Genomic DNA, 14,781 nt, shown 5'->3' with positions numbered 1-14,781 from the left:
CCTCGAAAAGTGCGTTTTCTCGCCATGACAATGCTCGAACAAGCTCGACGTTGTTCATTTGGATTAACGAAAACATTCTTCTCTCATTCCTCGAAAAGTGCGTTTTCCCGCCATGACAATGTTCGAGCAAGCTCGACATCGTTCGTTCGGCTTAACGAAAACGTTCTTCTCTCGTTCCTCGAAAAGTGCGTTTACTCGCCATGACTATGCTCGAACAAGTTTGACGTTGTTCATTTGGATTAACGAAAACGTTCTTCTCTCATTCCTCGAAAAGTGCGTTTACTCACCATGACAATGTTCGAACAAGCTCGCCGTTGTTCATTTGGATTAACAAAAACGTTCTTCTCTCGTTCCTCAAAAAGTGCGTTTACTCGCCATGACAATGTTCGAACAAGCTCGACGTTGTTCATTTGGCTTAACGGGAGCATTCTTTTCTCGTTTCTCGAAAAGTACGTTTTCTCACCATGACAATGCTCGAACAAGCTCGGCATTGTTCGTTTGGCTTAACGGGAGCATTCTTCTCTCGTTCCTCAAAAAGTGCGTTTACTCGCCATGACAATGTTCGAACAAGCTCGACATTATTCGTTTGGCTTAACGAAAACGTTCGAATTGTATGCCTGTGCAAGAGGAAACAACGGCCAAAACGAAAAGAAACTACCCCTAAGCAAGGAAGAACGACTTTCAAACAAGAAAGAACGACCTGCAAGCAAGGAGGGAACAACCGCACAACCGAGCGGGAGCGGTACTCAAGGATGAATGAACAACCCACAAGCTTGCAGTAACGTCACCCAAAGTTGAGGGAACGCCCCACAAGCAAGAGGAAACAACCTACAAGCAAGGGGGAACGCCCCACAAACAAGAAAGAGCAACCTGCAAGCAAGCGGGAACAACCCCACAAGCAAAGGGGGAACAACCGCACAACCGAATGGAGAATGCTTTCTTCGTAAAGGCAAACGGCATGCTCACGCCACCTCTGCTTACAAATGCAAGTTGTGGCCCATGCGCTCTTGTTTGGTTTTAAGATACTTGTAATCGTACTTGTTGGGATGCACCTCAACGGGTACATTCTCGGTTATTTCCAATCCATAAGCCTCCAATCCCACGCGTTTTACGGGGTTGTTGGTAATGAGCCGCATTTTGTGCACACGCAGATGACGGAGCATTTGCGCGCCACATCCATAGTCGCGTTCATCGGGTTTGAAACCCAAATGCACGTTCGCGTCAACCGTGTCGTAACCTTGCTCTTGCAGTTTGTAGGCGGCAATCTTGTTCATCAGTCCAATTCCCCTACCCTCTTGCTGCATATAGATAAGCACACCACGTCCTTCTTTCTCTATCATTTCAAGCGAATGGTGCAGTTGGTCTCCGCAATCGCAACGCATACTGCCAAGGATGTCGCCCGTGGCACACGACGAATGCACACGAACCAATACTTCATCGTCGTCTTTCCATTCGCCTTTGGTCAGTGCGAAATGCTCCAACCCGTTGCTAATCTGTCGGAAAGGCGTAAGTTGGAAATGGCCATACTTAGTGGGCATGTCTACCGTTAGCCCCACTTCGATAAGCGATTCGGTTCTTAGGCGATAGGCAATCATGTCTTTGATGCTAATCAGTTTCATGCCATATTTATCCGCCATCACCTTCAATTCGGGCAATCGGGCCATCGTTCCGTCTTCGTTCATTATCTCCATCAACGCCCCTGCGGGATACAGGCCGGCCATTCGGCAAAGGTCTATCGCCGCCTCGGTGTGCCCACTGCGCCTAAGCACGCCGTTGTCTTGGGCATAAAGGGGGTTGATATGCCCCGGTCGGCCGAACGTTTCGGGCGTAGACTTGGGGTCGGCCAATGCTCTGATGGTTTCTGCGCGGTCGTGTGCCGACACGCCCGTTGAGCAACCTTCCAGCTTATCCACCGTAACGGTGAACGGCGTACCCAGCACCGAGGTGTTGTCGTTCACCTGATGGGGCAGGTTCAGCTCTTTGCACCGCGACAAGGTGATGGGTGCGCACAACACGCCACGTGCATGTTTCAACATGAAGTTCACCATTTCGGGCGTTATCTTTTCGGCAGCCACGATGAGGTCGCCTTCGTTTTCGCGGTCTTCATCGTCTACAACAATCACGAACTTACCTTCTTTAAAGTCCGCTATTGCCTCTTCTACGCTATTGAGTTTTATTTCAGACATGTTTGTTTATATTTTATTGTATCCGTTATTGTAAAGTCTCCTCCCCAACGCTCTCCAAAGGAAAGGGCAGGTTCACTCCTTACTATTTACTACTTTTTTCTACTTTCTCCTTACTACTTACTCCCTACTACTTCACTCCTTACCCCCTCCTAGTTTCTCTATCTGCGCGATAATTTGGTTGTTGTTGTGCACCACCACGCGCAGGTCTTTCAGCAAGCGCAACCTAAATCGCCACATTCTGACATACAGCACCAAGCCAACGGGAACCAATATGGCCGCCACTGCGTTGAGCCACTGACGGTTAAAAGGACGTGTATGGGCCTTCACCGACATGATGGGATATTCGTTCAGGAGGTTTAATATGGCCTTATCACGCGTGTTGCCCAAGTCGTCTATCGTCGTTTCAAGCAGTCTGTTAATCTCCTCCATCTCGTTATCCGCCTGATATTCGAAGAACACGCGCTTTACATTAGGAGCCGTTTTCAGTCTATGTGCCTCGGCGTAGGCCTGCGCCCTTTCCGTAACTTCGCTCAACAGCTCCGCATCACGACAATAGTCTGGCTCGTTTATTATCACCTCCTTCGCCATGACGTTGCGTTTCTGGCGCATGCCTAAAAGATTCATCAGCAAGTTTCGGTAAGCGTCGAAGTTAAACACCGCCGAGTCTTTGTTGGCCTTGTAGGTTACAAACACAGCCAACGGCACAAGCACCATTGTGGCCAACAGTTCGCCGAACCAAATGGCCCAGATGCCGCGGCGCGCCATCTGATAGCCCGAATTGTCAAGGATGTAATACACGATGAACACCAACACCGACACGATAACGGGTATTCCCAACCCGCCCTTACGGATGATTGTGCCAAGCGGGGCACCGATGAAGAAGAAGATTAGGCACGACAGGGACAACACAAACTTCTTGTACATCTCTATCTTGTGCTGCCTTATCATGCGGTTAGCATCTTCCGTCACCATCGCCTTGAACTCCAAGTCGGCATCCACGGCCTGCACTTGCGAACGGGCTATGCCCAACACACTTCGCTTTCCGTCGTTATTCAGTCGGGCAAAGGCACTGTCCACGTTAAAAGTTTTCTTTCCTGCCTCCTTTATGGCGGCCAAAGTGTCGGTTCGACTGAGGCCCGACGTGTTGTAATAGCTCATCTGCACCTCATTATAAAACACGCGCCCAATACTGTCGTTGTTATGTTGCAGCGAGTCGAGGTCGCGATACAGCTTTGCCAATCCTTTTCCACGAGCATCGCCCGAGAACAAAGCGGCATCCGTCATATCAAAGTCGCCATTAAAGTCTATGAGCGTTTTTTTCTCCAAGAAAGTCTCCCTTCGGAAGGGCGCGGCAGCATCCCTACCCACCTCTTGCGCTTGATTAGAGAACCATTCGCCGTTCCACAACGTGAGCAACAGGTGTTGTTTCTCGGCCGTTGTCTGCAACATGCCCGAGTCGGCCAATATAATTTCCGAGTCTTCGTAGCTGTTGCTCATGCGGTAAATCATGATGCCATAGAACTTACCCGTCTTTACGTCTTTCTTCTGCACGTAGATGTTGCTGTTAGGAATGCCATCGTAGAACACCCCTTCGGGTATTTCCAGCTCCGGGTTCTTCTGTTTCATCGACACAAGCAGCTGCGAAAGCTTAATGGTTGAATAGGGGCCGATGTTGTTTTGGAACACAAACGACGTGGCAGAGATAAGGCAGCTCACCACAACCAACGAGCTAAAAGTGCGCGTAAGCGAGATGCCGGCCGACTTGATGGCGGTTAGTTCGGAACTTTCGCCCAGGTTTCCAAACGTGATGAGCGACGACAACAATATGGCTAGCGGCAAAGCTTGCGGCACCATCATCAGTCCCATCCACCAAAAGAATTGTGCCAGCACCTCTATCGTCAGCCCCTTACCCACCAGTTCGTCTACATAACGCCATAGGAACTGCATCATCAGCACGAAAAGGCAGATGAAGAACGTTCCGAGAAACAACATCCCGAACTGCTTACAGATAAATATGTCTAGTTTCTTTATTCTCAACATGTCTTTGTTGTTAAGCCTTCCTCCCGTGGCTTTCAGTTTGCCGAGTGCAGCCTAATTGCTGCAAAATTACCACAAAAATATAAGAAACGGCAAGCTTACAGCCGATAATTTGTCCCTGCCCCTGCCCAACACAACCTCGCCATAACATCTTTTACACATTCAACAAGCAAACCCTATTGATAAATTTACTATATTTGCGGCACAATCATAAACCTGTTATTTATGCGTAAACTGCTACTTACCATCAGCCTTTTCGTCACGGCCATGCTCCCAACCACAGCCCTTTGCCAAACGGCAAAGCCCAACAGCATGATGCCCAAAGACACTATCCAAGCCGCCCAAACCACACCCAAAGATAGCGTTCCGCTGAAACTAACCGACCGCATGCTGAAAGAAGTGGTGGTGTTCGGCTACAGGGCACCCATCAAGTTCAAACTAGATCTCTCCTCAGTAGACTATCAGCTTGAGCGGATTCGGCCCTCCGACCTGAACTTCAACATCCTCGGTTTCCTCGGCTACCTTTTTAAATGGATAGGAAAAGGCCAACACCGCGAGACGAAAGCCGAGCGCACACAGCGCCTCTTGCGCGAATACGACCTCACCCCACCGCAATTGCCCACCGCAAAGAAGGCCGCGAAATAAGGAACAGAGGCCGTTCCCTTCCGTCGTTGTTCACCCAGAACATCCTGAACTAAAAGCTAATCTCATTCATCTACGCAGAAAAGGGCGGCAATTTGTTGTTGTTTGCCCCACCTCACTGTGCCTTCATCCTCACATTGCCAGCCCGAAAACATCTGGCATCCCCCCCACTTCGGCATACTATTAACCTTCTTTTTCGTTCCTCGAAAAGTGCGTTTTCTCGCCATGATAATGTCCGAGCAAGTTCGACATTGTTCGTTTGGCTTAACGAAAACGTTCTTTTCCCGTTCCTTGAAAAGTGCATTTTCTCGCCATGACAATGTTCGAGCAAGCTCGACATTGTTCGTTTGGCTTAACGAAAACGTTCCCTTGAACATTATTCATAACGCACGTAAGAGAAGACTTGCGCCAAGCATTTGCAAACGCTGTTCTCAACGTTTGCATTAACCTCTACAAGCAAAGTGGGGGCAAAGAGCACACCATCAAATCTCAAATATTTCGTTAAACATTGTTAACCCCCCCCCTAAATTGTTAAATATGTTTTATAACTTTGGGCATTCTAACGAAAAAAGCATCAATCAACAACCCAGAAGAAATAAAATCAGAGTAAACAAATCACGACAATAACTTAAATTATTTCTTAAACAAATATCCTAAATTTAATTAGCAATGAACAAAAGTAGTAAGCATTTCAGCCCGCGCCTAACCATTACGGCGATGCTGATGTTTTTCTGTTTTGTCCTTCATGCACAGCATATCACCGTGACAGGAACGGTGACCGACACTAGCGGTGAGCCTGCCGTTGGTGCCACGGTGCAAGTGCAAGGGACGAAAGTAGGCAGTGTTACCAACCTTGACGGACAATATTCCATACAGTGTTCGCCAAATGCCACGCTCGAATTTAAGTACATCGGGTACGAAACGCAGACGGTGGCAGTGCATGGGCGCACGTCGATAGACGTTGCCTTGAAATCGCTTTCCACCGACTTGAACGAAGTTGTGGTGGTGGGTTACGGCACTCAAAAGAAGGTTAACGTAACGGGAGCCGTGAGCATGGTTGGTTCGGAGGTTATCGAAAACCGCCCCGTAGCCAATGCCACACAGGCCTTGCAGGGTGCAGTTCCCGGCCTTAACTTTTCGCCCAACAACGCCGGCGGCGAGCTGAACAACTCGATGGGCATCCGCATTCGTGGAACAGGCTCCATCGGCAATGGCTCTTCGGACAGTCCGTTGGTACTTATCGACGGCATAGAGGGCGACATCAACGCCCTTAACCCCAACGACATTGAGAGTGTATCGGTACTTAAAGACGCAGCCTCGGCATCCATCTATGGTACGCGTGCTGCCTTCGGTGTTATCTTGATTACAACCAAGAGCGGCAAGAGCGGTAAGGTAAGGGTGAACTATTCGGGCGACTTACGTTTCAGCACAGCCACGCAGCTACCCCGAATGGCCAACTCTTTGGAATGGGCCAACTATATGAACGTGGGCAGCGAGAACGCAGGTGCGCCCCATCAGTTCAGCGACGAAACAGTTGAACGAATAAAGAAATATATGAACGGCGAGTACACCGACCCCAAAAAGCCCGAATATTATGGTACGATAAGGTCTACCAGTGACAGCAGATGGGCCAACTACATGGGCGCATTCGCCAATACCGACTGGTTTAAGGAACACTATAAGAGCAATGTTCCCTCTACGCAACACAACCTAAGCATGAGTGGAGGAAACGACAAGTTCAACTGGTTGGTAAGCACCGGCTACTTGTTACAGAACGGTTTGATACGCCACGGACACGACGAGTTGAACCGTTACACCATCAACGGCAAGATGAACGCACAGCTGGCCGAATGGGCAAGAATGGAATACTCCACCAAATGGACACGTAAAGACTACGAACGTCCGCAATATATGTCTGAGTTGTTCTACCACAACATTGCCCGTCGCTGGCCCACTAGCCCCGTTGTAGACCCCAATGGGCACTGGATGGCCGAGATGGAAATAGAGGAATTGGAAAACGGTGGCATACATCGCACCAACGACGACCAGTTCACCCAGCAGATGAAGTTCATCTTTACCCCATTAGCGGGCTGGAACATCTATGCAGAAGGTGCATTGCGCGTAGACAACTACAAGAGCACCACGAGCAGAATACCCATCTACAACTATGATGCAGACAACAAACCCATGCTGCGCGACAGCGGATATGGAACGGTGAGCAACTATACCGACTACCGTTGGCGCGAAAACTATTACGCCGTAAACGTATACACCGATTATACACGCAGCTTTGGGCCACACAACTTAAAGGGACTGCTGGGCTTGAACTTCGAACGCTACAACCAAGACCACGTTAACGGCTATGGCGAAAACCTCACGATGAACGAGCGAGCTTTCCTAAGCCAGACACAAAAGAACTTTAAGGCATCCGACGGATACTGGCATCGTGCAACGGCTGGCTACTTCGGTCGTCTTAACTATAACTACAACGACATCTACATGTTGGAGTTCAACATGCGTTACGATGGCTCGTCGCGTTTCACCTCCGACAAGCGTTGGGCGTGGTTCCCCTCGGTTTCGTTGGGTTGGAACGTTGCTCGCGAAGAGTTCTTCAAAAAGCTAACCGACAAGCTCAGCACACTTAAGTTGCGCGCATCATGGGGACAACTTGGCAACACCAGCTCAAAATACGACTCGTTCTGGGCGTGGTATCCCTTCTATCAACAGCAATCTCTCGCTTCGCAAAACAGCTCGTGGCTTATCAACGGCCAAAAACAGAACACGGCTTCACTTCCCAGCATCGTCAACAGGTCGTTGACCTGGGAAACCATCGAGACATGGGATGTTGGTTTAGACTGGGCCGCATTCAACAACAGACTCACGGGTTCGTTCGATTGGTATGTGCGCACCACCAAAGACATGATTGGCCCTGCCCCCATCTTGGGTTCGGTATTGGGGACAGATGCTCCTAAAACCAACAACTGCGACATGCGTTCTACTGGTTGGGAACTTGAATTAGGGTGGCGCGACCAAATTGCACAAGTGAAATACGGCGTGAAACTCAACCTAAGCGATGCAACCTCTAAGATATTGAGATACCCCTACGAAGGTAAGTTCGAGAACCAAAACATCAACGGCTACTACAACGGTAAGCAACTTAATGAGATTTGGGGCTACGAAAGTGTTGGCTTGGCACAATCTAACGAGGAAATGGCCGAATGGCTCAAAGGCAACAAGCCCAACTGGGGCAGCAACTGGGGAGAAGGCGACGTGATGTACAAGAACCTTGTTGACCGCGTAGACGAAAACGGGAACAAGATTGACGAAGGTGTGGTTAACGCCGGCAGCAACACACTGGGCGATCATGGCGACAAAAAGGTGATAGGCAACTCTACGCCTCGCTACAACTTCGGCATTACCCTCAACGCCGAGTGGAAAGGTTTCGACTTCTCCATCTTCTTCCAAGGCGTGATGAAACGCGATTGGATGTTCGGCGCAGGCCAACCCTACTTCTGGGGCGCAACGGGTAACGTATGGCAGTCTACCGTTTTCAAAGAGCACCTAGACTATTGGAGCAAAGACAACAAGGGCGCATACTATCCCAAACCTTATGTAGAGGGTGGAATAACAAAGAACCAAGAACCGCAAACACGTTATTTGCAGAACGCTGCCTACATGCGCTGTAAGAACATACAGTTGGGTTACAGCTTGCCCACCTCGCTTATCAGCCGTGCAGGCCTGTCTAACTGCCGCGTTTACTTCTCGTGCGACAACCTGTTCACCATCACGAAACTCTCAAGCGTGTTCGACCCCGAGGGCTTAGGCGGCGGATGGGGTTCGGGTAAACTCTACCCCTTGCAAAGAACCTTCGCCTTTGGAGTAAACGTAAGTTTCTAAATCATTATTAAGAAGTATCATTATGAAAATCAACATAAAGAGTATTGGCGCATGTGCAGCGTTGGCTTTGGCCTGCTTTGGCACTACATCGTGTAACGATGCGCTCGACCTCAAGCCCGTGAACCAAATCACGCCCGACGACTTTTACAAGTCGGCCGACCAGCTGGCTGCCTATCTTAACAATTATTACGCCGGCTATTTGTCTAACCCCTATACCGACATGTTCCACGTTGAGGGGCGTTACAACGACGGTATGGCACAATCAGACGCCAACACCGACATCTTTGTGCAAGGAAACGGAAACACCAGACTTTACAGCGACAAGCATTGGGAAGTGCCTTCGGGCAAGGTGCTGCAAGGTTACTATGGCGGCGTGCGCATTTACAATTTCCTGCTCGACAAGATTAACAAAAGCCTTGCCGCAAAAGTATTGGCTAAGGATGCGGCTGTGAAGAATTATCTCGGCGAAGCCTATTTCTTCCGTGCCCTGTCGTATTTTAATTTGCTGGCCAATTACGGAGACGTGCCTGTGGTGAAAGAAGTTTTGCCCGATGAGAACAGCGCCATCGTACAAAACAGCGTACGCACTCCCCGCAACGAAGTGGCTCGATTTATACTTACCGACCTAGATTCGGCCATAAATAACCTCTACAACAGAAGTGTATTTAAAGGGCAACGCGTCAATAAAGAAGCGGCCTTGCTGTTAAAGTCGCGTATCGCACTGTTCGAAGCAACGTTCGAGAAATACCATAAGGGCTCGGGCCGCGTGCCAGGCGATGCCAATTGGCCTGGCGCACGCATGACTTACAACCAAGGTAAGACGTTCAACATCGACGGCGAGATTTCTTTCTTCCTGCAAGAGGCCATGAACGCAGCCAAGCAAGTGGCCGATAAGGTTGAGCTAACTGCCAACAACCATCAGATGAATCCAAACGACGGACAAACCGCAAACTGGAACAACTACTTCGAAATGTTCAGCCAGCCCTCGCTAGCCGAAGTGCCCGAAGTGTTGTTGTGGAGACAATACAGCAGCGCATTAAGCATAACACACGACGTACCCATGCGTACGAAAGTGGGATGTAACGATGGATTTACGCGTGCCTTCACCCAGTCGTTCCTCATGGCCAACGGCAAACCCATCTATGCCGCAGGCTCTGGCTACAAAGGCGACAAAACCTTGGATGCCGTCAAGAGCAACCGCGACGAGCGTTTGCAACTTTTCGTTTGGGGAGAGAGCAACAAGGTAGACACCGACCCCGCTGCGGGCAAGCCCCGAAAACTATATGCCGCACCTGGCGACACACTGAGTTACATCACCACATCGGTGGTTGAAACGCGTTGCATAACAGGCTACCAACCCAGAAAGTACTACACCTACGACTATGCGCAAAGCATGAACGACGAGTTGCGAGGCACTAATGCTTGTCCCATCTTCCGCACAGCCGAGGCTATGCTCAACTATATGGAGGCATGCTACGAACTAACTGGTGCACTCGATGCCACGGCACAGAGCTATTGGAAAGCACTCAGGAAACGCGCAGGTGTTGATACCAACTACCAAACAACCATCGACGCTACTGATTTGAGTCAGGAAGGCGACTGGTCGGTTTACTCTGGCACAACGCCCGTTTCAACCACCTTGTACAACATCAGGCGCGAACGCATGAACGAACTCTTCAGCGAAGGACTCCGTTACCAAGACCTGATACGCTGGCGTTCGTTCGACAAGATGCTCACAACGAAGTGGATTCCCGAAGGAGCCAACTTCTGGGACGAAATGTACAAGAGCTATCTTGACAAGAAAGGAAACGCACCCAAGGCCGACGGAACGGCAGATGCAGTGGTGTCTTCCAAAGAGCTGAGCAAGTATTTGCGTCCGTACAGCCGCTCCATGCAGGCTAGCAACGAACTAAAAGACGGCTACAAATGGCACGAGGCCTATTACCTCGCCCCCATTGGTGTGGGCGACTTGCAAACGGCATCGCCCGATCGCAGCGTGGCCAACAGCAACATGTACCAGAACGTTAACTGGCCAACTACTGCTGGTTCGCACGCTGAAAAGTAGTGATGTGGTTCGAGGTGGTGAGTTTCTAAAGTTTTTTAGGCTTTAAGTTGGTGAGTTAGGAAGACAGCCAAACACCAACACTTAAAATACTACGAACGTTTTCGTTAAGCCAAATGAACAATGTCGAGCTTGCTCGAACATTGTCATGGCGAGAAAACGCACTTTTCGAGGAACGAGAAAAGAACGTTCCCATTAAGCCAAATGAACAATGTCGAGCTTGCTCAAACATTGTCATGGCGAGAAAACGCACTTTTCGAGGAACGGGAAAAGAACTTATAAGCTCAACAACTCACCACCTCAATCACCTCATAAACTCAAAGCAGCACCTTGCTGGCAAAATGAAACAAAGCGCCATTCGATGGGACAACAATGATTTGTTACCCATCGAATGGCGCTTTATTCGTTTCTCTAACTCCTACATTTCGTTGATTAAGCTGTCCGTCGTTTGCAGAGAGGCAGCCTTTCTCACCTTGATTTTCTACGCCCGAGGAAACACACCTTTACCGTTTCCTATGCCTATTGGCGCGTTGTTCGCGATACTTAGCCTTTTGTTTAGCCGAACCGCTGCCATGCGCGCCCGTGATGTATTTCTTCTTCTTGGCCTTGGTTTTCACCTTATCCTCCTTCTTGTCGCCGCCAGAAGAGCCCTTGCGGAAAGTCATTCCGCCACCAGAGATTATCTCGTCGATGTCCATGTGCAAAATGTTTTGGGGATTAATGGTGGAAAAGCCTTACACCCGTAAAGGCCATGGCGATGTTGTACTTGTCGCAAGTGGCCACAACATGGTCGTCGCGAACAGAGCCGCCAGCCTGCGCAATAAAGTCAACGCCGCTTTTGTGGGCACGTTCGATGTTGTCGCCGAAGGGGAAGAAAGCATCACTGCCCAAACAAACACCATTGTTTTGGGCAATCCATTGGCGTTTCTCCTGCAGCGTAAGGGGTTCGGGCTTACTTTTGAAGAACTGTTGCCACGTACCGTCTGCCAAAACGTCTTCGCTCTCATCGCCGATGTAAAGGTCGATGGTGTTATCGCGGTCGGCACGCTTAATGTTGTCGACAAAGGGCAAATTCATCACCTTGGGATGCTGGCGCAGCCACCACGTGTCTGCCTTGCTGCCTGCCAAGCGCGTGCAATGTATGCGACTTTGCTGACCGGCACCAATGCCGATGGCTTGCCCGTCCTTAACATAACACACCGAATTGCTTTGCGTATATTTAAGGGTGATAAGCGCAATGATGAGGTCGCGAAGGGCCTCCGGCGTAAAATGTTTGTTCCGTGTGGGGATGTTCTCAAACAATTTCGGGTCGTCTAACTTTATGTCGTTACGTCGCTGCTCGAAGGTTATGCCGAACACTTGTTTCCGTTCAAGCGGTTCGGGCGTGTAGGCAGGGTCTATCTGCAACACGTTGTACGTACCCTTCCGCTTTTCTTTCAGTATGGCCAACGCCTCTGGCGTATAGTCGGGAGCGATTACGCCATCCGAAACTTCGGGCTTGATGAGCAAAGCCGTCGACTCATCGCATGTGTCGCTCAGCGCGATAAAGTCGCCAAAGCTACTCATTCGGTCGGCTCCGCGCGCCCTAGCGTATGCGCATGCCAAGGGCGAGAGCGGCATTTGTGCATCGTTTACGAAGTAAATGCGTTTCAGCGTGTCGGTAAGCGGCAGGCCAACGGCTGCTCCGGCAGGCGACACGTGTTTGAAACTGGCCGCGGCAGGCAGTCCGATGGCCGCTTTCAGTTCCTTTACTAGCTGCCAACTGTTAAGCGCATCAAGGAAATTGATGTATCCGGGGCGACCACTTAACACCTTTATGGGCAAGTTGCCGTCGGCCATAAAGATGCGCGACGGCTTTTGGTTGGGGTTGCAACCATACTTCAAGGCAAGTTCTTTCATCTCTTTGTTGGGTTTAATTGCCTTGCAAAGATAACAAAAAATAATGTGAAATGCAGGATGTGCGGGTGGGTAATTGCCTAATAATGTGTGCGCTGCGCCGCACTTTCAAGTGGCCAACGCCCCATGCTTACGTCTTTCAAGGTACATAAAAGTACGAGAACATCCTATTGAAACGCCCCAATGTGTTAGTTGAAATGCCTGAAAAGCAGGAACGCCCAAACATATAACTCCCACGCCACAAACGCGGCGAACACGCGCTTGCGACTTAAAACCTGCTGTACTTGCGCATAAATCTGCTGCGCAAAAGGCTTTCGGCACAACCAACCGACCACAAGACTGAGCGTCAAAACCAAGGCGGCAGGCGCAACAAGCAGCACATTGGGATTGGAAACCACAGCTTGCCACGGCTCGCCATGCAGCAAATGCACCAATCCGCGCGTTGTTCCGCAGGCGGGACATGGCATACCTGTTACTGAACGTATCGGACAGACAACTACATTTGTCGGCCAAACCACGTTCAGCAACAGCCAAGCCACACCTAATATATATAATAAGGTGAGGATTTTAAATTCTTTCCTTGCCGTCAACGATTAGATGATGCTCATCAGCTTTTGCAGATTCTGCTGGCGCGTTGCATCCATTATAAGGAACAGGTCGATAAGTGCCCATACGCCCAAGCCACCACAAGTAAGTAGTTTTGCAATACCGATGCCAATCTGTTCTAGATAGAAACGATCTACGCCTAATGTTCCAGCCAATATCGAGATAATAAGCGAAGTGATGGGGTCTTTAAACTGGATGCAAGCCAAAGTAGCGGCTTGTGAGTCGTCCATGTGCTCGAAAATCTCGCGCACCTGTGGCAAACTAGTTTCTGGGAAGTACTTGCCATAGGTAGCAAGCATAATGTTTACGTCTCTTTCCATAGTTATAAATGTGATGTGTTGCTGCAAAGTTACACATTTTTTTATTACAAAAAAGGTTTCTCATTCCGTTTTTAAGCTTATTGTTCTTTTCCCGTTCCTCTAAAAGTGCGTTTTCTCGCCATGACAATGTTTGATCAAGCTCGACATTGTTCATTTGGCTTAACGAAAACGTTCTAGATTTTTTTATCAGAATGGTTGTTGAGCATTGGGTTAGAAAAAGCCATCTTATCCTTTAATGTTTCTACGAACAGAAGGGTGTTTGTTGTCTTCGTGGCGGCATCACAAGCTAAGCACTCCTCCCATATACGAAGTGCAGGGCAAATCAACTCACCAGCCTATGAACTCACGAAAACCAAAACTCCCGAAGACACCCATTCATCAATTTACAATCCCAACAACGCATAACCTATCAACGTTTTCGTTAAGCCGAACGAACAATGTCGAGCTTGTTCAAGCATTGTCATGGTGAGAAAATGCACTTTTCGAGGAACGAGAAAGAACTCAAAAACTCATTAGCCCGCCAACTCATCAACTCAAAAACTTAAATACTTCGTTTTTATTTTACAACGGCACATTATTTTTCACTCCGTTCTAGCGAAAATCGGGGTTAAAAAGTAGGTAAAACACTACCGTTTCTTGCTTTTCACTTCTCCTAACGTGTCTGTTTTTAAGAAAAAACCTGCATTTTGCACGCTTTTGCCTTTCCAGAATGGTTGCCAACTCATCATTTTTCAGGCCCAATTACCTGCTTTTAGACCCTAAAATCCCACTTTTTAACCACTATTTTGCCCTTTTCAGCCATGTTTTTCATGGTTCTAAAAGGTTTTGTTCATACCATTGCGGCGCATCTTTATGCGTTTTGCCTTGCATTTTGCACCATTTTACCTTGCATTTAGCACCAAAACGCACTACGTTTAGCACCAAAACGCACTGCGTTTAGCACCAAAACACACTGCGTTTAGCACCAAAACACACTGCATTTAGCACCAAAACGCACTGCATTCTGCCGCAAAATGCCCAAAAACGGGTGTTAATGGCGATGTCTTTAAATAAATATTCACTTTGACTGCATGTACAACCAGCCTCTTTTTGCACCAAAATAAACCTCCGCGAGAATCGATTTTTTGCGACAAGG

General features: G+C 48.9%; 10 protein-coding genes. 3 read left to right on the top strand and 7 right to left on the bottom strand.

Annotation, left to right across the window (positions count from 1 at the left end):
* Positions 1 to 977: 977 nt before the first annotated feature.
* Positions 978 to 2,186 carry a bifunctional 3,4-dihydroxy-2-butanone-4-phosphate synthase/GTP cyclohydrolase II gene (locus HMPREF2955_RS06605; protein ID WP_070722038.1) on the bottom strand — a complete coding sequence of 403 codons (1,209 nt, stop codon included), beginning with the start codon at positions 2,184 to 2,186 and terminating at the stop codon, positions 978 to 980.
* Between the two features lie 132 nt (positions 2,187 to 2,318).
* Entirely contained in the window at positions 2,319 to 4,226 is a 1,908-nt protein-coding gene (locus HMPREF2955_RS06600) for an LptF/LptG family permease (protein ID WP_070722036.1), read from the bottom strand.
* Positions 4,227 to 4,448: 222 nt separating this feature from the next.
* Between HMPREF2955_RS06600 and HMPREF2955_RS06595 the strand changes: the two genes are divergently transcribed.
* The 3 genes from HMPREF2955_RS06595 (at position 4,449) to HMPREF2955_RS06580 (ending at position 10,827) form a co-directional block, all read left to right on the top strand.
* Positions 4,449 to 4,868, top strand: coding sequence for a hypothetical protein (locus HMPREF2955_RS06595; protein WP_070722034.1), 420 nt, complete (start codon positions 4,449 to 4,451; stop codon positions 4,866 to 4,868).
* Positions 4,869 to 5,582: 714 nt separating this feature from the next.
* Positions 5,583 to 8,762, top strand: a complete 3,180-nt coding sequence (locus tag HMPREF2955_RS06585; protein WP_246830086.1) for a SusC/RagA family TonB-linked outer membrane protein — start codon at positions 5,583 to 5,585, stop codon at positions 8,760 to 8,762.
* A 22-nt stretch (positions 8,763 to 8,784) separates the two neighbouring features.
* The gene (locus HMPREF2955_RS06580; protein ID WP_070722028.1) at positions 8,785 to 10,827 is read left to right on the top strand and encodes a RagB/SusD family nutrient uptake outer membrane protein; all 2,043 of its coding nucleotides are present in this window, start codon (positions 8,785 to 8,787) and stop codon (positions 10,825 to 10,827) included.
* Positions 10,828 to 11,327: 500 nt separating this feature from the next.
* Here the strand turns inward: HMPREF2955_RS06580 and HMPREF2955_RS06575 are convergent, their stop codons facing one another.
* The 5 genes from HMPREF2955_RS06575 to HMPREF2955_RS16535 all read right to left on the bottom strand — a co-directional run.
* Positions 11,328 to 11,522 (bottom strand): hypothetical protein, encoded by a 195-nt coding sequence (locus tag HMPREF2955_RS06575; protein WP_070722027.1) that lies wholly within the window; start codon positions 11,520 to 11,522, stop codon positions 11,328 to 11,330.
* 19 nt (positions 11,523 to 11,541) lie between these two features.
* The gene (locus HMPREF2955_RS06570) at positions 11,542 to 12,723 is read right to left on the bottom strand and encodes a phosphoribosylaminoimidazolecarboxamide formyltransferase (protein WP_070722024.1); all 1,182 of its coding nucleotides are present in this window, start codon (positions 12,721 to 12,723) and stop codon (positions 11,542 to 11,544) included.
* A 185-nt stretch (positions 12,724 to 12,908) separates the two neighbouring features.
* Complete coding sequence (locus tag HMPREF2955_RS06565) at positions 12,909 to 13,310, bottom strand: DUF2752 domain-containing protein (protein ID WP_070722022.1); 402 nt, start codon at positions 13,308 to 13,310, stop codon at positions 12,909 to 12,911.
* A 3-nt stretch (positions 13,311 to 13,313) separates the two neighbouring features.
* Positions 13,314 to 13,646, bottom strand: a complete 333-nt coding sequence (locus HMPREF2955_RS06560) for a TM2 domain-containing protein (RefSeq protein WP_044078358.1) — start codon at positions 13,644 to 13,646, stop codon at positions 13,314 to 13,316.
* A 936-nt stretch (positions 13,647 to 14,582) separates the two neighbouring features.
* On the bottom strand, positions 14,583 to 14,781 hold a 199-nt coding region (locus HMPREF2955_RS16535), incomplete at its 5' end, for a hypothetical protein (protein ID WP_210401286.1).

Origin of the sequence: Prevotella sp. HMSC073D09, assembly GCF_001814145.1 — a bacterium.
In the GTDB taxonomy this organism is placed as follows: domain Bacteria; phylum Bacteroidota; class Bacteroidia; order Bacteroidales; family Bacteroidaceae; genus Prevotella; species Prevotella conceptionensis.
Note: the sequence above shows the minus strand (reverse complement) of the source record. Positions and strands in the feature narration are given on the sequence as shown.

Excerpts from the sequence above, each read along its gene's own strand:
- HMPREF2955_RS06580 (WP_070722028.1), top strand. The coding sequence starts at position 8,785 with ATGAAAATCAACATAAAGAGTATTGGCGCATGTGCAGCGTTGGCTTTG.
- HMPREF2955_RS06560 (WP_044078358.1), bottom strand. The coding sequence starts at position 13,646 with ATGGAAAGAGACGTAAACATTATGCTTGCTACCTATGGCAAGTACTTC.
- HMPREF2955_RS06595 (WP_070722034.1), top strand. The coding sequence starts at position 4,449 with ATGCGTAAACTGCTACTTACCATCAGCCTTTTCGTCACGGCCATGCTC.
- HMPREF2955_RS06570 (WP_070722024.1), bottom strand. The coding sequence starts at position 12,723 with ATGAAAGAACTTGCCTTGAAGTATGGTTGCAACCCCAACCAAAAGCCG.
- HMPREF2955_RS06605 (WP_070722038.1), bottom strand. The coding sequence starts at position 2,186 with ATGTCTGAAATAAAACTCAATAGCGTAGAAGAGGCAATAGCGGACTTT.
- HMPREF2955_RS06600 (WP_070722036.1), bottom strand. The coding sequence starts at position 4,226 with ATGTTGAGAATAAAGAAACTAGACATATTTATCTGTAAGCAGTTCGGG.
- HMPREF2955_RS06585 (WP_246830086.1), top strand. The coding sequence starts at position 5,583 with ATGCTGATGTTTTTCTGTTTTGTCCTTCATGCACAGCATATCACCGTG.
- HMPREF2955_RS06575 (WP_070722027.1), bottom strand. The coding sequence starts at position 11,522 with ATGGACATCGACGAGATAATCTCTGGTGGCGGAATGACTTTCCGCAAG.